The organism is Bogoriella caseilytica (genome assembly GCF_003752405.1).
In the GTDB taxonomy this organism is placed as follows: domain Bacteria; phylum Actinomycetota; class Actinomycetes; order Actinomycetales; family Actinomycetaceae; genus Allobogoriella; species Allobogoriella caseilytica.
Genome location: NZ_RKHK01000001.1, coordinates 2146124 through 2168593, shown reverse-complemented (window position 1 = coordinate 2168593; position 22470 = coordinate 2146124). Strand labels below are relative to the sequence as shown.

Sequence of the window (22470 nt, the reverse complement as noted above, 5' to 3'; positions counted from 1 at the left end):
CCGTGGTGCCTGCCCGGTTATCGCCCAGGCAGGGGGACGTCCGTAGGGCGGAGGTGCCCTAAGACGGGCGGTCGATCTTGGGATGGCGCGCGACGGCCGGCGGGCTGACGACCCAGACGGCTTCTGCCACGTCATCGCCGGTATTCATGAGCGAGTGCGGGATCGAGGTGCGGTACTCGATGCTGTCGCCGGCTTCCAGGAGATAGGTTTCGTCCCCGATCGTGAACTGGAGCCGGCCACGAAGCACGAGGCAGATCTCCTGGGAGTCCCCGTGTGTGTAGGTCTCGTCGCCGACCCCCCGGCCCGGCGCGTATTCGCTGACGAGGACCTCCACGTGGCCGATCGGCGGCTGAGTGATCCCATGGTGGATGACGTCCCCATCGGAGAAGATCCGAGGCCGCTCCCCCTTGCGGAGCACCCTGCCGTGGGCCGGCGCGGGTTCGAAGAGCTCCAACCAGGTGATGCCGAAGGCATCGGCAAGGGAACGCAGCACGGTGATGCTGGCAGCGGCGTGACCGTTCTCGATCTGACTGATGTAGCCCGCGCTGACTCCCGCGCGCGCCGCCAGCTTCCGCGTGGAGAGTCCGGCCTGACGTCGGAGCTCGCACACGCGGGCTCCAAGAGCGACGAGATCGGGAGCCTGGCCCGCCGAGTGATCACTTTGCTTACTCATAGTGAACACACCGTATTCTTCCCGGCGTTCCCGGTGGGTGTCGGTGCTGTAACCATTGCGTAAAGTCCTCGCTCCGGGCGAGGACGAGCCTCGGAGTCAGCGAGACCTCGGCGTCATCATTGACGCACGCCGACCTGCCGTCCGCTGGAAGCAGCCCGCGGGGTGGGGCCTCGTATCACGCGAACGCGATTCGCCGGGGTGGCCCCGGCGCTCGTACCGCGCAGGCTATTCGGCGCTGGCGCCGGCGTGTTGGCGCGCTGTGCTGGCACCGTCCTCGTCGATCTCCATCTCCTCCTCCGGGTCGGGCAGCTGCGGGAAGAAACGGTCGAAGACGCGGTGCAGCAGCTTGTCCACGGCGAAGCCCACCACGACGCCGCCGGCGACCCCGATGGTCACCGCGAGCAGCGGGTAGTCGGCGATGATGTTCGCCGCGGCGATCCCCATCCCCACGAGGTAGGCGGCCCAGACGAAAGCCGCGATCGCGTCGACGATGAGGAAGCGGCGCCAGGGATAGGCCACGGCACCGGAGGTCATGTTCACCGCCACGCGGCCCCCGGGGATGAAGCGGCCGGTCATGATCAGCAGCGTGCCGCGCCGGGCCATCTGCCGGCGGATCTTCTTCAGTGCGCGCTCCCCGCGCCCGGCCCGGAAGATCCGGAGCCTCTCGATGGGAATCTTGGTGCCGATGCCATAGGAGATGTTGTCGCCGCAGATCGCCCCCATCGTGGAGGCCACCAGCAGGAGCACCAGGTAGATCATCGGCAGATCGCCGGCGACCGCCACCACGGTCACCGAGATGACGATGGATTCCGCCGGAAAGGGAGGGAAGACGCCATCGAGGAGACAGAGCGCGAAGACGGCCACGACCAGCCAGGGTGAGGCCCCGAGATCGAGCACTGCCGACTCGATGCTGCTGAGAGCCTGGCTGACGGTCGACAGCAGCTCCATAGGTCCCTCTCCGTGCGATCTGGCGCCCTCTGCGGCACCCTCTCGCCATCACGATAAGCGATCGTTCCCGGCCGTGGTATCCCACCTGAGGATGATCGGGCGACCCCGAAAGTCGGACACAGACCGGGCTAGAGGGAGAGGCGATCCTTGACCGTCTCGGCCAGTGCGTGAGCCACAGCTGCGGCTTCGTCCTGCGTGGCGGCCTCGACCATGACCCGCACCAGCGGCTCGGTGCCCGAGGGCCGCAAGAGCACCCGACCATGATCCCCCAGTCGCGCTTCGGCCTCGCGCACGGCCTCGGCCACTCCCCCGTCGGTACTGGAGCGGGTCTTGTCCACGCCGGGCACATTGACCAGCACCTGCGGCAGCCGGGTGACCACGGAGGCGAGCTCGGCCAGGGAGGAACCGGTGGCGACCACCCGCGCGGCGAGCAGCAGCGAGGTCAGCACACCGTCGCCGGTGGTGGCGTAGCTGGCGTTGATGATGTGGCCCGACTGCTCACCGCCCAGGCCGAAACCGCCCTCCCGCATCGCCTCGAGGACGTAGCGGTCACCCACGCCGGTCTGCACGGTGGCGATTCCGGCCTCACGCATGGCGATCAGCAGGCCGAGGTTCGACATGGTGGTCACGACCAGGGTGTCCTGCGGGAGCTCCCCCGCCTCTTTCATGGCGGTGGCGAGCAAGCCCATGATCTGGTCGCCGTCGACCAGGGCACCGGTGTGATCCACGGCCACACAGCGATCGGCGTCGCCGTCATAGGCCACTCCCAGAGCGGCCTCGGAGGCAACCGTGACGGCTTGTAGCTGCTCCGGGTGGGTGGATCCGCACTTCTCGTTGATGTTGCGGCCATCAGGCGAGGCGTTGATGACCACCACATCCGCCCCGGCCTCCCGCAGAGCCAGCGGCGCAACCTCCGAGGCGGCGCCGTTGGCGCAGTCCAGCGCGATCCGGAGCCCGGCCAGAGGCTGGTCGGTGGCGGAGACCAGGTGGTCGATGTAGCTGCGGTCGGCAATCGCAGCATCGGTGGCGATACTGCCCACCGCCGCGCCGGTGGGCCGCTCCCAGGGCGCACCCATGCCGGCAGCGATCTCGTCCTCGATGGCGTCGGCAAGCTTGAAGCCCCCGCGTGCGAAGAACTTGATGCCGTTGTCCGGCATGGCGTTGTGCGAGGCGGAGACCACGACGCCGAGGTCGACGTCGGTGCTTGCCGTCAGGTGCGCCACACCCGGGGTGGGCAGCACGCCCACATCGGTGACATCCACCCCGGCGCTGGCCAGGCCGGCACACACGGCCGCCGAGAGGAACTCCCCGGAGATCCGGGTGTCGCGGCCGACCACCGCACGAGGCCGGCGCTCGGCGACGCCGCCGTGCTGCCGGGCAGTCAGGGTGTGCGCCGCCGACGCGCCCAGGTCCAGTGCGAGCTCCGCGGTGATGTCGCGATTCGCAAGCCCGCGCACTCCGTCGGTGCCGAACAACCGTGCCATGTCTCCTCCAGGGTGATCCGCAGGCCATCGTGCCATGGAAGCTCGCGACACCACGCGGAACGGCCCCGCATCGAGGATGCGGGGCCGTTCGTGTGACGCGCTACTCAGGCGCGCCTACTGGGTAGCGGTGCTGCGTACGGAGAGCAGCGCGCCAGTGCCCGTGCCGATGAGCAGGATCCCGCCCAGGACATAGAGCAGAAGGCTGGAGTCCAGGCCTGTCTCGGGCAGGGCGCCGGTGCCCGGAGGGCCTCCGGCGTCCACGTCGTCCTCAGTGGGCGTCGGCGTGGGTTCGTCAGTCGGCGACGGCTCCTCTGCGGGCGGCGGGGGCTCCTCCTCGGCCGCCACCACGGAGAAGGTCACGACCGCAGAGGCGAGCTCGTTCGCCGGCGGCTGCTCGACGGCCAAGGGCTGGACCTCGGCGAGCGGCTGGGCTGCGAGCGGCTGGGCCGCAGCAGCGAACTCGTCCTGCCCCCGGTCCGTGGCCGGCGAGGTGCTGGCTGCACCCGACAGGGGAGTCGGACCCGGCGTGGGGCCGGGCTGTTCGTTTCGCGGCTCAAGTTCGTGCTCGATGGTGAGGGTGTAGTCGCCCACCTCGAGGGCATCCCCGAAGTCGGTCGTCCACTCGCCGTCGACGATGGCCACCTCCGTGGCGGTCTCCGTGGTGCCGTCGGAGAGGACCGCGCCGGTGGTGATGTTGATGCTCTCGACCTCCCCGAAGAACGTGCCGTAACCGTCAAGCTCGGGGTCTACTGTGCCTGCGGCTCCGGTGGGCGCGGCGTCGAGCTCGAACTCCTCACCCATGGTGATCGACGTGATCGTCGTTGCCTCGAAGACCTCGACGAAACCGACGCTCGCCTCCGACCGGACGTCGTCGCCGGCGATTTGCTCAACGAAGAGGTCCACGCTGCCGCGCGCGATCACCGGGTCGAGTTCCAGGATCCACGTGCCGTCCGCGGCCACCTCGGTGGGGCCGTACTCGAAGGCCCCCAAGTCATCGCCCATGATGAGCTCGTAGACGTTCGCCTCGACTGTCACCTCTGCCCCGGGCTCGCCGGTGCCGCTGAGGGTGGTGATTGGCCCGGTGTAGAGGGTGTAGTCGGTGAAGTGGTCGAGCGTGACGTCGGCGGGCTCCACGGGCTCTTCGGGCTCCACGACGGAGAAGCTCACCGAGACCGGGGCGATGGCATTCACGAACTCGACCTCGGCGGGGTCCTGCTGTTGCAGCACGGCGACGTCGGACGGGGGCACCGGAGGCAGTTCGTCGTCAAAGATCGCCCCCAGATCGAACTCGTGGTCGATGGTGAGCGTGTAGTCGCCTACCTCGAGCTGGCCGTCGAAGTCGACGGACCAGGAACCGTCGTCGATCACGACGTCGAGGAGTCCCTCAGCGTCCCCGGAAAGGCTGGCCTCGACCGTGAACGGCGCCTCGGGAGCGAGGGTCAGGCGCCCGAGGACCGGGTCGATGCCTCCGGAGGCCTCAGCTGGAGCCTCATCAACATCAAAGGTCTCACCCTCGGCCACTGAGGTGATGGAGGTGGGAGTGAAGACAACGATCTGCGCGAGAAGTCCGTCGACGACCTCACCCTCGAGGGATTGCTCGAGGACCACGAGCATGGCGCCACGGTCGATCTGCGCCTCGAGCTCCAGCTGCCAGGTGCCGGCCTCGGACACCGTGACCGGATCGAGCACCAGGGGCTCGACCTCCTCCGGATCCGCGCCACCCTCGGCCAGTTCGAGGTCCACGTAGCGCAACTCGCCAGCGATCTCGGCACCGGGCTCGCCGGTTCCGGAGAACTCTGAGACGGCGCTCGTGGTGAACGTGGCAGTGCCGAACTCGTTCAAAGTGAGAGCCTGCGGCTCCTGTGGTGCAGGCACCCCGAGAGCGGGGGCCGCGAGAAGCGCTCCCGCCATTCCCAGAGCCGCGGTCAATCCCCATGCCCGAGAGGTCCGAGCTGTCATCGTGGTACGCCCTTTGAGGTTCGCAGTGAATAGGACCGGGAGGGAGTTCTCGCCACCCATCGAGCACAGTAGCGGAAGGACCCCCGGCGTACTAGATGTGATGTTCAGGGAGGTTGGTCAGTCGGGTGACTGGTGGTCGTCCTCCGGTTGAGGAGTGGGGACGGTGGTGATTGTAGAAGTGCAACCACTGCGGCAGGGCGTCGCGGCGCTGGGTCTCTGAGGTGTAGAAGCGGGCGTAGGCCCATTCCTCGGCCAGAGTGCGGTGGAAGCGTTCGATTTTTCCGTTGGTCTGGGGCCGATATGGCCGGATTCTCTTGGCCTTGATGCCAAGCTCGGCGCAGGCGTGAGCCCACAGCCGCGAGCGGTAGGCAGAGCCGTTGTCGGAAAGGACCCGCTCGACGGCGATCCCGCGCTCGGCGAACCAGGCCACTGCCCGGCGCAGCACGGCTGTGGCGGTGGTGGCCTTCTCATCGGCGTGGATCTCGGCGTAGGCGATCCGGGAGTGGTCATCGATGACCGTGTGCACGTAGCCCCGGCCCAGGCGTGGTGAGCGGTGGAGGGTTCGCTGCCCGGTGCGCTGAGCGGTGGATCGGCGGTTCTTCCCTCCCTGTTCACGCCCGAGGTAGCGGTGTCCGCCGCCGTCGGGGATGTTGCCGAACTTGGTGACATCGACGTGGATCAACGAGCCGGGGTGGTCGTGTTCGTAGCGGCGGATCGCTTCCCCGGTGACCCGGTCGATTCGGGAGAGCCGGTTCAGCCGGCAGCGCACCAGCACAGCGTGAACGGTGCTGGCCGGCACGCCCAGACGCCCAGCGATCTGGACCGGTCCCAGGCGGTGACGCAGCCGCAGCGAGACGATCCGGCGCACCACCTTCTGCGGGGTCTTTGAAGGGCACTGACGCGGGCGCGAGGACCGGTCAGCCATCCCGGCCACCCCTTCGGCGCGGTAGCGCTCAGCCCACTTCCTCGCAGTGTTGGGCGAGACCATGAACATCCGCGCTGCCGTCGTGGGGCTCCAGCCATCGTCAACGATCAGACGCGCCAGGCGCGCCCGGGCACGAGGGGTCAGAGCAGCGTTAGCGTGGGACACGAAGGCCTCCTGGTTGTGAAGCGGTTACTCGACATCTCCACTTCACAACCGGAGGCCTTCACCTCTCAGCAGGCCACGCCGCCCCAGCCCGAACAACCTCCCTGAACATCACAACTAGATCCCACGCACGCAAAACGGCCCCGCATCCGAAGATGCGGGGCCATTTCGAGCAAGCGAGGGAATTACCGCTTGGAGTACTGCGGGGCCTTGCGAGCCTTCTTCAGACCAGCCTTCTTGCGCTCCACCGCACGGGCGTCACGGGTGAGGAAGCCGGCCTTCTTCAGCGCCGCGCGGTTCGACTCCTCGTCGATACCGTTCAGCGCGCGGGAGATGCCCAGGCGCAGCGCGCCGGCCTGCCCGGCGATGCCGCCTCCGTCGATCCGCGCAATGACGTCGAAGCGGCCGTCGATGTCGAGCAGGTCGAAGGGCGACCGAGCGATCTGCTGGTGGAGCTTGTTGGGGAAGTAGTCCTCCAGGGTGCGGCCGTTGATCGTCCACTGGCCGGAGCCAGGAACGAGGCGCACGCGAGCCACCGCCTCCTTGCGGCGGCCGAGGGCCTGCCCGGGGGCCGTCAGCGAGGTGCCCTGACCGGCAGCCGGCCCTTCGGACTCGCTGGTGTAACTGCTGGGGACGTTTTCGTCGTCGGTGACGACGTCGTCGATCTCGGTCGTGGTCTCAGCCACAGTTCTCCTCAGTTCGTGAGGGCCTCAGGCGCCAGAGGCGCTTACTGGGCCACCTGGGTGATCTCAAAGGTCTGCGGCTTCTGCGCGCGGTGCGGGTGCTCGGACCCGGTGTAGACCTTCAACTTCTTGATCTGGTCGCGACCCAGAGAGTTCTTGGGCAGCATGCCGCGAATAGCCTTCTCCACGGCCCGCTCCGGGAACTTCTCCAGGAGCTCGGCGTAGTTGGTGGCCTTCAGGCCCCCGGGGTAACCGGAGTGGCGGTAAGCGATCTTCTTCTCGCGCTTGGATCCGGTCAGAGCGACCTTGTCGGCGTTGACGACGATGACGAAGTCTCCGGAGTCCACGTGCGGGGCGAAGGTCGGCTTGTGCTTCCCACGGAGCAGGGCTGCGACCTGGGTCGCGAGCCGGCCGAGCACGACGTCGGTAGCGTCGATGACGTACCAATTCTTCGTGACGTCGCCGGCCTTCGGTGTATACGTGCGCACTGGCGTAGCCTTCGTTTCTTCAGCGTTCGCGATGCGGGTGACCGGAATCCGGCTCCGCACCCATGGGCAATGGTGCTTCTCGTAGCCTCCGCGGTGGCAGGCGCTCGAACCGGCGAGTGGGGGGCACCGGCAAGCGCGCGCAGACGCGCTACGGATTTCCAGACTACCGGCCAGATGGCCCCGCGGCAAAGGCGCCCGGATGAGCCCACGAGGTGAGAACGGTCACCCGGTGGTGCCTCGTCAGCGGCGCCGGGCCGTGCCGTCCTCCCACACGGGCTCCTCGGTCTCGAGAACGGCCCCGTCGGCGCGCACCTGGAGGAAGCGGTCGAAGGAGCGCGTGAACCAGCGGTCGTGTGTCACAGCGATCACAGTGCCCTCGAAGGCACCCAGGGCGCTCTCCAGGGCCTCGGCAGAGTGCAGGTCCAGGTTGTCCGTGGGCTCGTCAAGTAGCAGGAGCGTGGCGCCGGAGAGCTCGAGCAGCAGGATCTGGAACCGCGCGGCCTGCCCGCCGGAGAGGTCCTCGACCCGCTGTTCGGCCGCATAGGCCAGCTCGTAGCGGTCCAGGGCCCGGCCGGCTGCCTCGCGGCCCATCCCGGGACGCGAGCCTTCGCCGCGATGCAGGATCTCCAGCAGCGTCCGGCCACTGAGGTCGCTGCGGAGGTGCGACTGCGAGAACCAGCCGGGGCGCACCCGTGCCCCGAGCCGCACGACGCCCGAGTGCGGAACGCGTTCGACCGGCCGCCCGTCGGCCGGGGCGTGCTCCGGCTCCGGGTCAGTGCCCCCGCCGGCCAAGAGCCTCAGGAGATGGGACTTGCCGGTGCCGTTGGCGCCCAGGACCGCCACGCGCTCGCCGAACCAGATCTCGGCGTCGAAGGGCCGGGTGAGCCCGTCGAGGGCGAGTCGCTCGCAGATGACGGCGCGCTTCCCGGTGCGGCCGCCGCGCAGGCGCATGTCCACGTGCTGCTCGGCGGTGACCGCCTGGGGCGGCCCGGCGTCCTCGAATCGGGCCAGGCGGCTACGAGCAGCCTGCAGCTTCGGGGCCATATCGGAGTTGTAGGCCGCCTTCTCCCGGTACATGATCACCAGCCGGCGGAGCTTGGCGTGCTCCTCCTCCCAGCGGCGCAGTTGCTCGGCGAGCTTGCTCATTCGTTCCGCCCGCGCGGCGTGGAAGGTGGCGAAGGAGCCGGTGTGCACCCAGCTCACCGAGCCGGCAGCACCCGGTTCCAGGGAGACGATGTGGGTGGCCGTGCGCGCGAGTAGTTCGCGGTCGTGGCTGACGTAGAGCACGCCCTTGGCACTTGAGCGCAACTGATCCTCGAGCCACCGCTTGGTGGGCACGTCCAGGGAGTTGTCCGGCTCATCGAGGATCAGGATCTCGGCCGAGGAGCGCAACAGCGCGGAGAGCACGATCCGCTTGGCCTCCCCGCCGGAGAGCGTGGTGACACGTCGATGTTGGGCGCGATCGTAGGGCTGGGCGAGCACCTCGGCGGTGATCTCGTCCCACTCGGCCTCGGCGGCGTATCCACCGACCTCGGCCCAGTCGGCGAGCGCCTGGGCGTAGGCGAGCTGGGCGGGCTCATCGTCCTGGGTCATCATGGCGATCTCCGCCACCTCGAGGCGCTGAGCCACCTCGCGCAGGCGCGTGGGGGCGTGCTCGACCAGGAGATCACCCACGCTGCGCTCATCGGCCACCCGGCCGACCATCTGATCGAGCACCGCGAGGGTGCCCTGGCGGGTCACCACACCCCGGTGGGCGCCGAGTTCTCCGGTGATGATCCGCAGCAAGGTGGTCTTCCCCGCTCCGTTGGGGCCCACGAGCGCCACTCGCTGCCCCGCGCCAACCCGGAAGCCGACATCGGCCAGGAGACCCCGTCCGTCAGGGAGGTCATAGCCGACTCCGGCCAGTTCGAGGTGCGCCACGAAGCCAGCCTCACCCGACGGGCGCCCCCGAGTCCAGATCTTTAGCGCACCCACCGGATGCGAGCTCGCCGCCGCAATGGCAGCGTGACACGGTCTGCACCACGCACCCGAGGAGGCTTCCATGTCGACGGACAACGCTGACCCGAACCCGAACCCTTCCGTACCCGCTGGGGACCAGTACGTGCCCGATGAGTCGCGTCAGCCCGGCGAGGACGACATGCTGCTCGGCAGTGGTGATCCACTCGATGAGGGCCTGACCGCTCCCGACGAGGACCCCCTGGCTGGCCTGGACCTCACCCCGGCCGGCGAGCGCGAGGGCGAGGAACTGGACGACCGGCTCGCCCGGGAAGAGCCCGAGGTCTGGGAGGACGAGCCCGCCATGGACGATGACCCCGAGGCTTCACCCCAGGCCGCACGCGGCCTCGCCGGCGAGCCGGCGCCCAGTGGCGGGCAAGCACCAGAGGAGGCGGCGCTGCGCGTCGATGCCGACCCCGACGCCGAGATCGCGATCGACGACGGCAGCTCGGTCGACCCGGACTGAGACGGCACCGGTGCTGCGGCCTCTCCGGCAGGGCGCGGTGCGCACCGAGCCGTTCAGCGCGGGGGGAGCTCGCGCAGCGTTCTGGCCGCGGCGGCTCGAGCAGCGACTTCGGCATCGGGTGGGTAGCGGACCTCCTCCAGAGTGAGGCCGTGGGCGGGAGCGACCGTCACCGCGTGGTGGCGCTTGCCGCCCTGGAGCACCTGTGATGGCCAGGCGACGTCCCGGCGGCCCGCGCCCACCGCCAGGCTTGCGCCGACCAGTCCGCGCACCATGGAATGGCAGAAGGCGTCCGCGCGCACCTCAGCCACCACCAGCCCGGCGTCGGGTTCACCCGCAGGCACACGACGCCAGCGCAGGTCGAGCAGTTCCCGCACGGTGGTGGCCCCTTCGCGCGGCTTGCAGTACGCGGCGAAGTCGTGTTCGCCGAGGAGGCCGACCGCAGCGGCGTTCATCGCGGCCACGTCCAGGGGCTGCCGGTGGGTCAACACCGCACACCGGCGCACGGGGTCGAGGGCCTGGGGCGTGTCGGCGATGCGGTAGCGGTAGCGCCGCCAGAGGGCGGAGAAACGCGCGTCGAAACCGGCCGGCGCCTCGGTGGCCTGGTACACCACGACGTCGCTCGCCCCACGAGGCACCTGTGTCAGTCCCGGGGCCGCGGCGGTCGCCCCCGGCGCGACGCCCCCCACCATCGCGGAGTACTCCTGGGCCAAGACGCCGCTCAGTCGCGCGACAAGAGAATCACCCGGGGTGAGCGCTGACCGGCCGGGGACGCTCTGCCACGCGGCGCGCGGGATGTCGAGGTGGGTGACCTGACTGCGGGCGTGGACACCGGCGTCGGTCCGCCCGGCAACGGTGAGCCGGGCACTCTCAGGCAGGCGCAGGACCGTACTCAAGGACTGCTCCAGGACCGCCTGGACCGTGCGCCGGCCGGGCTGTGTGGCCCAGCCGGAGAAACCAGTGCCGTCGTAGGCGAGATCCAGGCGGATGCGGACCAGGTCGGCCGCAGCGTCGTCGACTCCGTTCACAACACGAGCGTAGGCCAGCGCGCCTCCTGAGCCGTCCTGCCCGCCGACGCCGCGAACGCCGATAGCGGCGGACCCCACGTGACCGGGCGACTACGCTCGGTTCATGACCTCTTCGGGCCCGCTGACCCTCGCCGTCGACTGCGGCGGTGGCGGGATCAAGGCCTCCGTGCTCGATGCCTCCGGCACCATGCACGCCCAGCCCGTGCGCACTCCGACCAGCTATCCGCTCCCCCCGCAGAAGCTCGTGAACACCATGAGATCCCTGGCGAGCCAGCTGCCGGTGGCCGATCGCGTGACGGTCGGGATGCCCGGGATGCTGCGTCACGGCGTCGTGGTGCACACCCCGCACTACATCACCAAAGCCGGCCCGCGTACCCGGCCCCTGCCGGAGCTGCGCAAGCAATGGTCCGGCTTCGACATGGTAGGCGCGGTAGCCGAGGCGCTCGACATGCCGGCCATGGTGCTCAATGACGCCGAGGTCCACGGGGCAGGGGCCGTGACCGGAGCGGGCCTGGAGATGATCGTGACGCTGGGGACAGGCCTGGGCAACGCGGTCTTCGACGGTGGGCGCCTCGCCCCCCACGTGGAGATCAGTGCCGGCCCGGTGAAGTGGGGCCTGACCTACGACGACTACATCGGCGAACACGAGCGCCTGCGCCTCGGAGATGCGATGTGGTCACGGCGCGTGCGGTCCGTGGTGGAGGCCCTCCGGCCCATGTACTGGTGGGACCGGCTCTACCTCGGTGGTGGCAACTCCCGCCGCATCACCCCGCAGGTGCTCCAGCGCCTCGGAGACGACGTCGTCGTGGTGCCCAACTCGGCCGGTATCACCGGCGGCGTCCGCGCCTGGGATCTGCGGGAGTAGTCGTCTCCACTCGTGGACCACGCGGCGGGAGTGCCCTCTTGACTGCTCACATCGTCTCGCTTGGGCCACAAGACTGAGCGCAGCCACGAACATGATGGCCAGGATGACCCGGCCAGGAAGCGCGGTCGCTGCGTGCACGGCAGTCGCAAGTGGTGCGGTGAGGTGTCCCGTGCTGACTCCGGTGACATCAGCCTGGGTGACCCATGCGGGGTCGGCGACAGTGTTTGCATCACCTCGGAGCCGCGCGCGGTGGCCGTCGGCCTCGGTCACGCGGTGGAGGTAGGCGGTAGGGGGTTCGCCGATGAGCACGACCTCGCCGAGGCGGAGGTCGTGACCGGAGGGCGGCGTGACGAGGACGATGTCGCCCGGCTGATAGGCGGGTGCCATGGAGCCTCCGGCCACGGTGACCAGACGGACGCCGGCGAGTCCGAGCAGGAGAGGACCCGTTAGCAAGAGGACGGCAATCGCGGCCACGAGGGCACTGAGCCACCGCGGAGGTGCGGTCACGGCGAAAGCGGTGCCGGGATGATCAGGGATTGCTCCGGCTGCCAGCCGCGCAGGATGTAGTCGACCTCGTAGGTCACAGGGACGGACGGTCCCGGTGCGCAGCGCTCGTCGGCGATCAGCGTCCAGTCACCCGGGCACGCATCCGGGCTCAGGGCTCCGCTGGTGTCAACAGCGACCGGGACCGGACTGGGGGTGGTCTCGTTGTTCCCGAGGCGGCCGGAGCCTCCGTTGCCCCAGCAGTAGGCGCCACCGTCGGCGATCGCACAGACGTGGGCGTCCAAGGAAGCGATCGCGGTCACGGCCTTTCCGCCCAGCGCCCCAGACGTATCGACCGCCACCGGAACCGCGCTCGTGGCCGTATCGCCGTTTCCGAGGCGGCCGGAGCCTCCGTTGCCCCAGCAGTAGGCGCCACCGTCGGCGACCGCACACGAAGTGGTTTCCGAGGCGCCGATCGCGGTCACGGCCTTTCCGCCCAGCGCCCCAGACGTATCGACCGCCACCGGAACCGCGCTCGTGGCCGTATCGCCGTTTCCGAGCCGGCCGAAGCCTCCAGAGCCCCAGCAGTAGGCGCCACCGTCGGCGACCGCACAGGTATGGTGGGACGCGGTGGTGATCGCGGTGACAGTCTTGCCCGCCAGCACCCCGGACGTGTCGACCGCCACCGGGACGTAGCTGACACCCGTCTGACCGGTGCCCAACATCCCGTGAAGGCTGCTACCCCAGCAATAGGCGCCGCCATCGGCAATCACACAGGCATGGTTGGGCGCGGCGCTGATCGCGGTGACAGTCTTGCCCGCCAGCACCCCGGACGTGTCAACGGCGACCGGGACGGCGCTGTACACCGTGTCGCCGGTGCCCAGACGGCCATCGGCGTTCATTCCCCAGCAGTACGCACCACCGTCGGCAATGAGACACTGGCGCACAAAGCCAACCGTGATCGCCGTGACGGTCTTCCCCGCCAGCACCCCGGAGGTATCGACCGCCACCGGAACAGCGCTGGTGGTGGTCTGGCCGTCACCAAGCTCCCCGAGCCCCCAGCAGTACGCACCACCGTCTGCGACCGCACACGAAAGGAAGCTCCCGGTGCTGATCGCCGTGATGGTCTTCCCCGCCAGCACCCCGGAGGTATCGACCGCCACCGGAACAGCGCTGCCGGTGTTCTGACCATCACCCAGTTGCCCCTCTGCCCCGAGCCCCCAGCAGTAGGCCTCACCGTCGGCGACCGCACACGAATGGCTGGTACCGGTACTGATCGCGGTCACGGTCTTGCCGAGGAAGAAGGTGGGCAGGGTGAGGTCGTCGGCGAAGCCGGTGATGTCATCATGCGCGCTGGGTTCGACGGTGAGGGTCGTCGTCGTCCCGCCAACGCTGCGTTCGACCCGGTAGGCGGGTGGGACGTCCTGGGGCAGGGCCGGGGTGGGCCAGCTGACCTCGGCGCCGCCGTCGGCGTCTCGCTGCCCGGTCCCTCCATCGAGGGATGGTAGCTGCGCGGCGGTGGCCGAAGCGAAGTCAGGTACGGCGCTGGCGCCGGTGAAGGAGGCTCCGGCGGATGTCGTCTCGGTGGGCAAGAAGAGGAGCGTGGCTGCGGCGATTCCGGCGAGAGCGGTCCGGGGGATTCGGCTCATACTTGGGCTCCTGTGATCGTCAGTACCAGGGGGGCGCCTGCCTCTTGGACTTCATTGCCCGCACCGGTGGGGAAGGTGAGTGCCACCGAAACGGTGGTTACCTGACCGGGAGCCAGAAGCAGGGGCTGAGCGTGGTGCCCGACGAGAGTGCTGAGAGCGAACGGCGCGGTCTCGTCAGCGCTCTCCGGGAGAATCGCCACGGCGGAGACTTCGATTGTCTCCTCGAATAGGTTGGTGACCTCTGCGGTCAAGACGGTGGTGGTGTCCCCGGGGAGCAGGTCGGTCGCCGGGGGCATGTCGATGCCATCGACCGTGATCAGAGTGCAGCCTTCGTCGTAGTCCAAAACCGGTGCCGCAGCGGTGGCGGACGGTGCGACCATAGCCTGCATCCCGAGCCCGAGACCGACCACGAGGACCAGGACTGTGAGCGCCCGCGGCACGTCCCCCGTCGCTTCGGCGCTGCCGCGTTGCCGGGCACGCCGGACGGCGAGCAGGAAGAGCACACCGCCAGCGATCAGCACCACGGCGGCTGCCAGCAGTCCCCCTGGCACTGACGCACCCGTCACCGGGAGGGCCTCTGGCCACGGAGACCCGCCTATCGTGACCGTGCACACCTCCGGTGTCATGCGTCGCCTCGGTTCCGCCTGGCTCGCACGTCAGTCATCGCTGGTCCAGCCGGCAGTCGGGGCCGGCGTGTTGCGTTCCTGGATCGCGACGATCTCCGCCGAGAACTCCGTCGACGCGCCCTGCAAGGCGTTGCCGGCCGTCTCGGGCAGCGAAATGGTGAGGTCCGCGGTGGCAGTGTCCTCGGCGTCCAGGGGCTCACCGATCTGGAGGAGGCCACCCTGCCAGGCCGACAGCGACCTCGTCTCCGTGACGGAGCCAACTGTGACGGTGACGTCCAGACTGTCGTCGAGATCGGAGCCGGCGCCGGTGAGTGGCAGTGCGATCGAGTAGTAGACGGCGGCGGTGCCGGTGTTGTCGATGTCGATACTCGCCGCTGCGTTGTCACCGGGGAGCAGGTCGGTGACCTCGATCGGCGAGGAGGCCTCGCTGACACCGGCCGCGATCTGGACGGTTGCCGCGCCCACGGTCTGGCCCGTGACCGTGGCTTCGGAGGTGAAGAACGCGCTGGTCGCACCAAGACCGCCCCACACGACAGCAGCTGCGGCCGCCGGGATCGCGATGGCGACGACCGCACGACGGCGGCGTGGCGAGCCGTGCACAGGGGGCTCTAATTCCTGGATGTGAGCGGGCATGTTTCGGGATCCTGTCTGTCGCACACGGGAGAAGTGGGCCACGAAACCCGGCCCTGCCAGCGAATCTAGAAGCCGCGCCCGCACGGCCAACAGCGTGCTACACACCTGATTTTCCGCCGGTGAACGGAGCGCGCTGAGGTCCCTCAGCGGCGACGCGCCGGGGCGCGGCGGGTGAGTCCGTTCTTGCGGTAGAGCCGGCCGATGTGGCCCTCTACCGTGCGCCGGGAGAGCCCGAGGCGCAAGGCGATGTCCTCGTTGGACAAGCCCGAGGCGATGAGGGTGGCGATCTCCTGTTCCCGCCTGGTCAGTGTCCCGGACAGCGAGGACGCCATGAGCGGTCTGAGCAACGGATGAGTGCTCAGGTCCAGCGCGCTGACCTCACGCTGCACCTCGAGGTGAGCGCGACGGCGAACGGCGTCGGGCGCCTCCTCGAGGTGCGCCGCCAGGGCCCAGCTCTCCAGGGCGAGCAGTCGCAGGCCTGCCGACTCAAAACCGCTGGCAACCTCGAGGAGGCCGAGGCCGTCGCTGTCCAGTACCGCCTGCGCGTGCGCGGTGCGCAGTCCGTGCAGGGTGCCGTCCAAGCCCGGACCGATCTTCAGCAACGCCGCTGCCGCGCGGCGCCGGCCAAAGCGGACGCCTGAGTGGAGCACCTCGGCCGCGAGGCCCGCGTGCCCCTGGCGGGTGAACTCGCGTGCAGTCTCCATCAGGAGGGTGGCGCGAGAGTCGTTTCCGGTCAGCAGACGCGCCGCCGCCAGGTGAGCCTGGACGGCACCCTCGACGACAGCGCTGGAACGCACCGGCACGGTGATGGCGCGGGCGAAATGCTCGCTACTCGCCCCACGGCGCCCGAGCAGCGCGGAGGTCTGTGCTAGGAGAGCGAGAAGCGCTCGCGCCATGCCCGTGGCGTCAGCGTCGCGGGCTGCCGTTTCTGCCATCTCCGCAATTTGGTGCGCTTCCGCGATCCTCCCCTCGTGCACAGCGGCTGTAGCTCGGATGAGATGGAAGATCACGCTGTCCGGGCGCGCCTCGCCGTCCGCAGCTTGGTCGAGGTAGCGCATGAGCTGCGGATGCGCGGCGGGGCCATCACTGGCCCACGCGCACGCCACGTAGGTACTGCGCAACTCTTCGTCGGCCCAGGGGTCGTCGTGTCTCAAGATCTTCGCGAACGCGCCGGCGCGCGCCATGCCCCTGAGAGCCTGCAATGGGCGGCCGGCCGCGACGAGGTGATGGGATTCGGCGATCCGCAGACGGAGGCGAAGCCCTCGCGGCATGGACTGCAGCTCGTCTCGGACCTCGTCCAGGACTGCCGTGGCGTGCGCGTGCCGCCCTGCGAAGGTCAGGTTCAAGATCCGGTGCGCCACCAGTTCGGCACGCGACGCTGGGCTCAGGTGTCCGGCCGCGGCCTCCTCGAGGACATCCAGCGCGGCGTCGGGATCGCTGTGTTGAGCATGCAGCAGCTCCGCGCGGGCGATGGCCACTTGCACGGACGCCCACTCCGCATCAGCGGGCGCGAGCCCGGAGGTCAGCGCTGCCGCCGCGTGGAGGTGGGCCTGCGCCTCCTCAGTATCGGAAAGGAAGCGCCAGGCGAGAACCGCACGGAGATGAAGGCTGACCGCGCGGCACGGCTCGGGGACAGTGGCGAGCGCATGCTCGATGAGCTCGACGACCGTGGCCCACTGGTGGGCCTCGAGCGCACCCGTCACGGCGGCGTCCACCACATGATCGGGAAGCTCCTCACCGTGACGCAGCGCCCAGCAGACGGCCGGTGGCGTTGCCCGACCTGCGGCAAGTGCAGCGCGATGGGTCTGGGCGGTCAGCTCCTCCGGGGCCAGCGCACGCAGAGCAGCCGCGAGGGCGGGGGCGCGGAAGGCGAAACGGCCGTCCTCCCGTCGGCGGGCCATGGCGGTCTCGAGCAACCAGTCCAGTACTTTCTGCTCCCCGGCTGCGAAGGCCTGGGGTGGGGAGGGCTCCGTCAGGGCGAGACGGTGGAGCGTGCCTGCCGTGGCTGGATCGATGCCGGAGAGGAAGGCGCGCGCCCGGCCTCTGACGACATCCTCGAGCGGGGACACGAGCCGCCAGGAGGTACCGACCAACGCCAGTGCCCCGGCCCGCCGTGCCTCGTCGAGCAACCAGGCGAGCGTGCCTGGGACGAAACCAGCGGCGCTCCCGAACTGATGCGCGGCGGACAGGTCGATCGGGCCGCCGAGGCGGGCGGCGCAGAAATCGTGGAGCTCGGCCAGGGACAGGGCACCCACCGCCAAGACCTCCATCCGCAGACGTCCACTGGAGCGCAGCCAGACCGGAAGCTCGTCCAGGCGCCGGCAAGCCACGACCAGCGCTGTCAAAGGCCTCCCCGCCGGCGGCGGGTGACCGGGCAGATCCTCGGGTCCGCCAGCCACCTGGACTGCAGCGCTCGGATGCCAGGCCCCCCTCACCAGGCGGGCGCCCGGGAGTACAGCGGGTACGCGCACAGTCGCTATGCTCCGTGCGCCATGGCCCGGTTCGGCCAGAAGCACAACGGCTCGAGGCGGGCCACCTTCTTCGAGCAACGGATGGAGGAGATCCTCTATCTGACGCCGACCAGCGCGCACTGAGGTCACGGGCACAGCGGGGGGCATAACGAGGGGTTCGGACCTGGAGGTCATCGGTGCTCTCCGGAGATCAACGGAGCGTCGCATCTCGTACGTGGCCTGGAGAAGCCTGTGTGAGTGGCCTCCACGTCGGCCATGACGTGGCCATCACCTTACCCTCCTCATGCATTGTCAGGTCTCGCCGACCAGCAGAGCGCACGGACTTGCCGGCGTGTCAGGACGCCGCGGCGCGCGGGGGCGCCAGGCGCTCAACCTCGTCCAGGAAGCGCAGCATGATCCGGCCGAAGGCCACCGGTCGCACCAGCGAGACCAGGTGCTCCAGCGCCTCGGAGATGACGTCGTCGTGGTGCCCAACTCAGCCGGCATCACCGGTGGCGTGCGCGCCTGGGATCTGCGGGAGTAACGCCGGCCGAAAAAGTCTTGTCGCACTGCGCACGCACCGGCGAAGCTGCAGCGATGAGCATCCCCGAGGTCACGCTGCGCACCTACACCACCGAGGATGAGCCGAGCTGGCTGCGGTGCCGGGCGCTGGCCTTCCTCGGCACCCAGTACTACGACGACGTCCGCCCGAGCCGGCAGGACCTGGTTGAGCCGGCCATCGCGCTGGTGGCGGTGCGCGCCGGTGAGGTGCTCGGGATTCTCGACGTCGAGATCGAGGGCGAGTTGGCCACGATCGACACGGTCGCGGTCCATCCCGACCATCACGGCCGTGGCATCGCCACCGCACTGCTTGCCCGCGCCCTCGGTCACCTCGAGGCGCACCAGGTCACCGCCATCGATGCCTGGACCCGCGAGGACGTCGCGAGCAACCGGTGGTACGCGACGCAGGGGTTCACGGCGGAGCAGCACTATCTGCACGTGCACAAGGAGCACGACGACGATTCCGCGGGCTTCACCTCACCGGCGGGCCTCAGCGCTCCCGTGCGGGCCTTCGCCCACGCCAACCTGGATCAGGAAGCCGAGCTCCGGCGTCGCTACCGGAGGGTCTACGTCTGCCGGAGGTACGTGCGCCGGCTCGCCTGAGCTGGGGGCTTCGCCTCGGTCTCCCGGCGCGCACGGGGCGGCCGACGTCTCAAGATCCCCGGCCGCCAGACGCATCCTGGCGCTCGACCTCGTCGAGGAAGCGCAGCATGATCCGGCTGAAGGCCACCGGTCGCACCAGCGAGACCAGGTGGTGAGCGCCCGGCACGATGACGAGATGCCCGTCGTGCGCGGCGAGGAGGAAGCGGCGCTCGTGGATCCGGAAGTGGTCCCAGCGGCCGTTCACGAACCAGATGGGCACGTCGATGCTCGCGACGTCGGCGTGAGTGTCCACGGTGCCCATCTGCTCGAGCGCCGGCTCCATCACCTCCACCGCCACACCGCCCTGGAGAAGTGCCTCCTGACCGGATCTCGGGAGGAACACCCTCGCCATGGCATTCGAGACGGCCTCACCGCCGCTGCGCCGCCGGGACAGGACGCGTGCGACCCTGCGGTAGAGCTCGAGGCCGGAGCCCTGAGGTTGCGTACCGCACCCGGCCGCCAGCACCGCAGCGGGTGGATACTCGGTCCAGGCGGCCCAGTTCAGGGTGAGGTAGCCGCCCATCGACATCCCGACGACGGCGATGGGCGCACCCGGGTGTTCTGCGCGCAATGCGGACACGGCGTCCTCGATGGCCTGGCGGGCAGCGGCGATCGTGAAGGGCTCCCCGCGCCTTCTGCCGTGGCCGGGAAGGTCCGGCGCACGGTGCGGAATGCCCGCCCGGCGCAAGACCTCACGCTGGGGCGCCCACTGCGTCGCAGAGATCCGGATTCCGTGAACGAGAACGACCGCTGGGCGCACCCCCGCAGTCTAGGTGTACCCGGTCATGAGGTTGGTAGCAGCGTGGTGGTTTGAACGATGGAGAACCTCCGGGTGGGATGTGGCTTGTCGAAGGCCCACTCCAACCCAGAGGTTCTCGTGTCCCACCGTAGTGCCCGTCTCACCGTCCACGGCCGCCTGCTGATCGTCCAGCGCTACCAGGCCGGCTGGAAGCAAGCCCACATCGCCGCCGCCATGGGCGTCTCACGCAAATGCGTCAAGACCTGGATCGACCGGTACGCCACCGAGGGCGAGCCAGGGCTTCAGACCCGCTCCTCGCGGCCGCACACGATGCCGACCAAGACGCCGCAAGAGGTCGAGCAGACGGTGCTCACCGCTCGGGCCGAGCATCGCCAGGGCCCTGACGTGCTGAGCCCCAAAGTCGGCGTCGCGCCACGGACGGTGTCACGCATCCTGCGCCGCCACCGCGTGCCCTACCTGCGTGAGTGCGACCCCATGACCGGCGAGGTGATCCGCTCCTCGAAACACACCGCAACCCGCTACGAGCGCCAGCGCCCCGGCGAGCTGGTCCACATGGACGTCAAGAAGCTCGGCAGGATCCCCGACGGCGGCGGCTGGCGCGCCAACGGCCGCGCCGCGACCCAGGCGGCGAAGATGAGACGCGGCAAGATCGGCTACGACTACGTCCACTCACTGGTGGACGATCACTCCCGGCTGGCCTACTGCGAGATCCTGCCCGACGAGAAGGGCGCCACCTGCGCCGGATTCCTCAGACGGGCTGCGGCCTACTTCGCCGCAAAGGGCATCACCAGGATCGAGCGCGTCATGACGGACAACGCGTTCGCCTACCGGCACTCCAACGACGTCAAGCAGGCCTGCGCCGAGCTAGGAGCCACGCAGAAGTTCATCAAGCCTCACTGCCCCTGGCAGAACGGGAAGGTAGAACGACTCAACCGCACCCTCGCCACCGAGTGGGCCTACCGGCAGAACTTCACCACCAGCACCTCCCGATCCGCCGCCCTTGCACCCTGGCTCGAGCACTACAACACTGAACGCCGCCATAGCTCACTCGGAGGCAAGCCCCCGATCAGCCGCCTGTCACCAACGTGATGACCGGGTACACCTAGAGGGCAGTCGTGGTGCCGCCAGGCAGGGGTCAACGGCTGAGGTTCTGGAACTGCCGGACTGCCAGCGGCACGAAGACTGCCATGATCACCAGTGGCCAGATGAGTGCGCCGGCGATGGGGTGACCATCAATCCAGTAGCTGGGCTCGCCCAGGCCGGCACCGGGAGTGGCGAAGAGTTCGCGGATCGCATTGGCAGTGGAGGAGACCGGGTTCCAGGCCGCCACGGCACCGAGCCACCCCGGCATCATTTCCGGCGGGGCGAACACCGAGGAGATGAAGCCCAGCGGGAAGGCCACGGCGAAGAGCGAACCGGCCACCTCCGTGGTCCTGATCAGCAGCCCGAGGTAGATGCCGACGAAAATCAGCGCGAGGCGCAGCCACAGCAACAAGCCGAAGGCGGCCAGGGTCTCCATGAGGCCACCGCCGGATCTCCAGCCGATGGCCAGGGCGAGCCCGGCGATGATCGCCAGGTCGACGGCCGCGTGGATCACATCGGCCACGCCACGGCCGGTGACCACCGCCGAGGAGGCCATCGGCATGGAACGGAAGCGGTCCATGAAGCCTTTCTCCTTCTTCAACACCACCTCGAAGGCGGTGTTCATGAAGCCGAAGGCCATCGTCATGGCGAACATGCCGGGCATGGCGTAGTCGACGTAGCCCTCACCGGCGCCCTGACCGGTGACGTCCATGGCCGAGCCGAAAACGTAGACGAACATCAGCACCATCACCACCGGCATGCCGAGCTGCCAGGCAAAGGTGCCCGGTTGGCGATAAATGTGTGTGAACTCCTGCAGCACGATCGTGCGGCAGTCTCGCAGCGCCCAGATCATGCGGGAGCCAGGTGTGTCCGCAATCCCCTCGAGCGCGGAGCTGGTTGTGGCGGTCATCGGGCAACCTCCGTATCGCTGGTCAGGTGCAGGAAGGCCTCGTCGAGCGTGGGTCGGCGCAAACCGATGTCGGCCACCACCAGATCTCGCGTGCGGAGCTCGGCGGCCACCGAGGTCAGCGCTGCGACGCCGTCGGGCACGGGGGCGGTGACAGTTGCCGCCGGCTCGTCGACGCTCGCCGCGGCACCGGTCACCCGGCGGACGAGGTCGGATACCTCCGTCAGGCTCTGTGCGTCGGCGACCGTGACCTCCAAACGCTCATCACCGATCCTTCGCTTCAGCCCGCTGGGGGTGTCCTCGATGAAGTTCTTGCCGTGATTGATCACGCTGATCCGATCGCACAGCTGATCGGCCTCGTCCAGGTAATGAGTGGTGAGCAGCACCGTGGTGCCCTGCGCGGCGAGATCACGAACCGTCTGCCAAACCTCGCGGCGGCCGGCCGGATCCAGGCCCGTGGTGGGCTCATCGAGGAAGAGCACCTGGGGGGCGAGGATCATGCTGGCTGCCAGATCGAGGCGGCGCCGCATCCCACCGGAGAACTTCTTCGGTGTGCGGTCGGCCGCATCGCTGAGGCTGAAGATCTCCAGGAGCTCGTCGGCCCGGCGGCGGGCGGTGGCCTTGTCGAGCCGGAAGAGCCGGCCGAACATCGTGAGATTCTGCCGCGCTGAGAGCAGGTCGTCCACGGCCGTCTGTTGCCCCGTCAGCCCGATGGTGCGGCGGACCTGGCGGGCTTGGGTGACGACGTCGTACCCGGCGACCCGCGCGGTGCCACCGTCGGGACGAGTCAGGGTGGTCAGGATCCGGACGGCAGTGGTCTTCCCGGCCCCATTCGGTCCGAGCAGCCCGTGCACGCTGCCCCGGGGCACGGAGAGGTCGACGCCATTCAGGGCGAGGGTGTCTTTGTACTGCTTGGTCAGGCTGCTCGCTTCGACCGCGAGCTCAAGTGCTGCCACGGGCTCCTCCTATACTGAGTACGCTGCACGCAGCAACCTAGCGCACG

General features: G+C 69.1%; 20 protein-coding genes and 1 pseudogene. 5 read left to right on the top strand and 16 right to left on the bottom strand.

Annotated elements, in window-relative coordinates; genetic code table 11:
- Positions 1 to 58: 58 nt before the first annotated feature.
- The 8 genes from EDD31_RS09755 to EDD31_RS09720 all read right to left on the bottom strand — a co-directional run bounded on the left by EDD31_RS09755 (position 59) and on the right by EDD31_RS09720 (position 9242).
- Positions 59 to 673, bottom strand: a complete 615-nt coding sequence (locus tag EDD31_RS09755; protein WP_123303979.1) for a cupin domain-containing protein — start codon at positions 671 to 673, stop codon at positions 59 to 61.
- A 225-nt stretch (positions 674 to 898) separates the two neighbouring features.
- Entirely contained in the window at positions 899 to 1621 is a 723-nt protein-coding gene (locus tag EDD31_RS09750; protein WP_123303978.1) for a DedA family protein, read from the bottom strand.
- Between the two features lie 128 nt (positions 1622 to 1749).
- Positions 1750 to 3105 carry a phosphoglucosamine mutase gene (gene glmM / locus EDD31_RS09745; RefSeq protein ID WP_123303977.1) on the bottom strand — a complete coding sequence of 452 codons (1356 nt, stop codon included), beginning with the start codon at positions 3103 to 3105 and terminating at the stop codon, positions 1750 to 1752.
- 114 nt (positions 3106 to 3219) lie between these two features.
- On the bottom strand, positions 3220 to 4947 hold the full coding sequence (locus EDD31_RS09740) for a hypothetical protein (protein ID WP_148058920.1): 1728 nt from the start codon (positions 4945 to 4947) through the stop codon (positions 3220 to 3222).
- A 208-nt stretch (positions 4948 to 5155) separates the two neighbouring features.
- Entirely contained in the window at positions 5156 to 6154 is a 999-nt protein-coding gene (locus EDD31_RS09735; protein ID WP_123302418.1) for an IS481 family transposase, read from the bottom strand.
- A 182-nt stretch (positions 6155 to 6336) separates the two neighbouring features.
- Positions 6337 to 6837: a 30S ribosomal protein S9 gene (gene rpsI, locus EDD31_RS09730; protein WP_123303975.1), complete on the bottom strand. Its 501-nt coding sequence runs from the start codon at positions 6835 to 6837 to the stop codon at positions 6337 to 6339.
- Positions 6838 to 6878: 41 nt separating this feature from the next.
- Positions 6879 to 7322 carry a 50S ribosomal protein L13 gene (rplM, locus tag EDD31_RS09725; protein WP_123303974.1) on the bottom strand — a complete coding sequence of 148 codons (444 nt, stop codon included), beginning with the start codon at positions 7320 to 7322 and terminating at the stop codon, positions 6879 to 6881.
- Between the two features lie 240 nt (positions 7323 to 7562).
- The gene (locus tag EDD31_RS09720; RefSeq protein WP_123303973.1) at positions 7563 to 9242 is read right to left on the bottom strand and encodes an ABC-F family ATP-binding cassette domain-containing protein; all 1680 of its coding nucleotides are present in this window, start codon (positions 9240 to 9242) and stop codon (positions 7563 to 7565) included.
- A gap of 121 nt (positions 9243 to 9363) precedes the next feature.
- On the opposite strand from EDD31_RS09720, the gene EDD31_RS09715 reads away from it, so the two are divergent.
- Positions 9364 to 9783, top strand: coding sequence for a hypothetical protein (locus tag EDD31_RS09715; protein WP_123303972.1), 420 nt, complete (start codon positions 9364 to 9366; stop codon positions 9781 to 9783).
- 53 nt (positions 9784 to 9836) lie between these two features.
- Here EDD31_RS09715 and EDD31_RS09710 read toward each other — a convergent pair whose 3' ends face one another.
- Positions 9837 to 10808, bottom strand: coding sequence for a tRNA pseudouridine synthase A (locus tag EDD31_RS09710; RefSeq protein ID WP_245991105.1), 972 nt, complete (start codon positions 10806 to 10808; stop codon positions 9837 to 9839).
- A 103-nt stretch (positions 10809 to 10911) separates the two neighbouring features.
- Between EDD31_RS09710 and EDD31_RS09705 the strand changes: the two genes are divergently transcribed.
- Positions 10912 to 11673: an ROK family protein gene (locus tag EDD31_RS09705; RefSeq protein WP_123303971.1), complete on the top strand. Its 762-nt coding sequence runs from the start codon at positions 10912 to 10914 to the stop codon at positions 11671 to 11673.
- A 503-nt stretch (positions 11674 to 12176) separates the two neighbouring features.
- On the opposite strand, the gene EDD31_RS09695 is transcribed toward EDD31_RS09705, so the two are convergent.
- The 4 genes from EDD31_RS09695 to EDD31_RS09680 form a co-directional block, all read right to left on the bottom strand.
- The gene (locus EDD31_RS09695) at positions 12177 to 13805 is read right to left on the bottom strand and encodes an RCC1 domain-containing protein (RefSeq protein ID WP_123303970.1); all 1629 of its coding nucleotides are present in this window, start codon (positions 13803 to 13805) and stop codon (positions 12177 to 12179) included.
- Positions 13802 to 14371, bottom strand: coding sequence for a hypothetical protein (locus tag EDD31_RS09690; protein WP_123303969.1), 570 nt, complete (start codon positions 14369 to 14371; stop codon positions 13802 to 13804). Before EDD31_RS09690 ends, EDD31_RS09695 begins: the two co-directional genes overlap by 4 nt.
- A gap of 90 nt (positions 14372 to 14461) precedes the next feature.
- Complete coding sequence (locus tag EDD31_RS09685; RefSeq protein ID WP_148058919.1) at positions 14462 to 15064, bottom strand: hypothetical protein; 603 nt, start codon at positions 15062 to 15064, stop codon at positions 14462 to 14464.
- 143 nt (positions 15065 to 15207) lie between these two features.
- Positions 15208 to 17409, bottom strand: coding sequence for a LuxR C-terminal-related transcriptional regulator (locus tag EDD31_RS09680; RefSeq protein ID WP_123303967.1), 2202 nt, complete (start codon positions 17407 to 17409; stop codon positions 15208 to 15210).
- A gap of 562 nt (positions 17410 to 17971) precedes the next feature.
- On the opposite strand from EDD31_RS09680, the pseudogene EDD31_RS15140 reads away from it, so the two are divergent.
- Positions 17972 to 18058: pseudogene (locus EDD31_RS15140) on the top strand (ROK family protein); the annotation flags it as partial.
- A gap of 53 nt (positions 18059 to 18111) precedes the next feature.
- Positions 18112 to 18678 (top strand): GNAT family N-acetyltransferase, encoded by a 567-nt coding sequence (locus EDD31_RS09665; RefSeq protein ID WP_123303965.1) that lies wholly within the window; start codon positions 18112 to 18114, stop codon positions 18676 to 18678.
- A gap of 49 nt (positions 18679 to 18727) precedes the next feature.
- Here the strand turns inward: EDD31_RS09665 and EDD31_RS09660 are convergent, their stop codons facing one another.
- Positions 18728 to 19477, bottom strand: coding sequence for an alpha/beta fold hydrolase (locus EDD31_RS09660; RefSeq protein ID WP_123303964.1), 750 nt, complete (start codon positions 19475 to 19477; stop codon positions 18728 to 18730).
- Between the two features lie 117 nt (positions 19478 to 19594).
- On the opposite strand from EDD31_RS09660, the gene EDD31_RS09655 reads away from it, so the two are divergent.
- Entirely contained in the window at positions 19595 to 20566 is a 972-nt protein-coding gene (locus tag EDD31_RS09655; protein ID WP_123305383.1) for an IS481 family transposase, read from the top strand.
- Positions 20567 to 20612: 46 nt separating this feature from the next.
- Here the strand turns inward: EDD31_RS09655 and EDD31_RS09650 are convergent, their stop codons facing one another.
- Positions 20613 to 21470, bottom strand: coding sequence for an ABC transporter permease (locus EDD31_RS09650; protein ID WP_123303963.1), 858 nt, complete (start codon positions 21468 to 21470; stop codon positions 20613 to 20615).
- Complete coding sequence (locus EDD31_RS09645; RefSeq protein WP_123303962.1) at positions 21467 to 22423, bottom strand: ATP-binding cassette domain-containing protein; 957 nt, start codon at positions 22421 to 22423, stop codon at positions 21467 to 21469. Before EDD31_RS09645 ends, EDD31_RS09650 begins: the two co-directional genes overlap by 4 nt.
- Positions 22424 to 22470 lie beyond the last annotated feature (47 nt).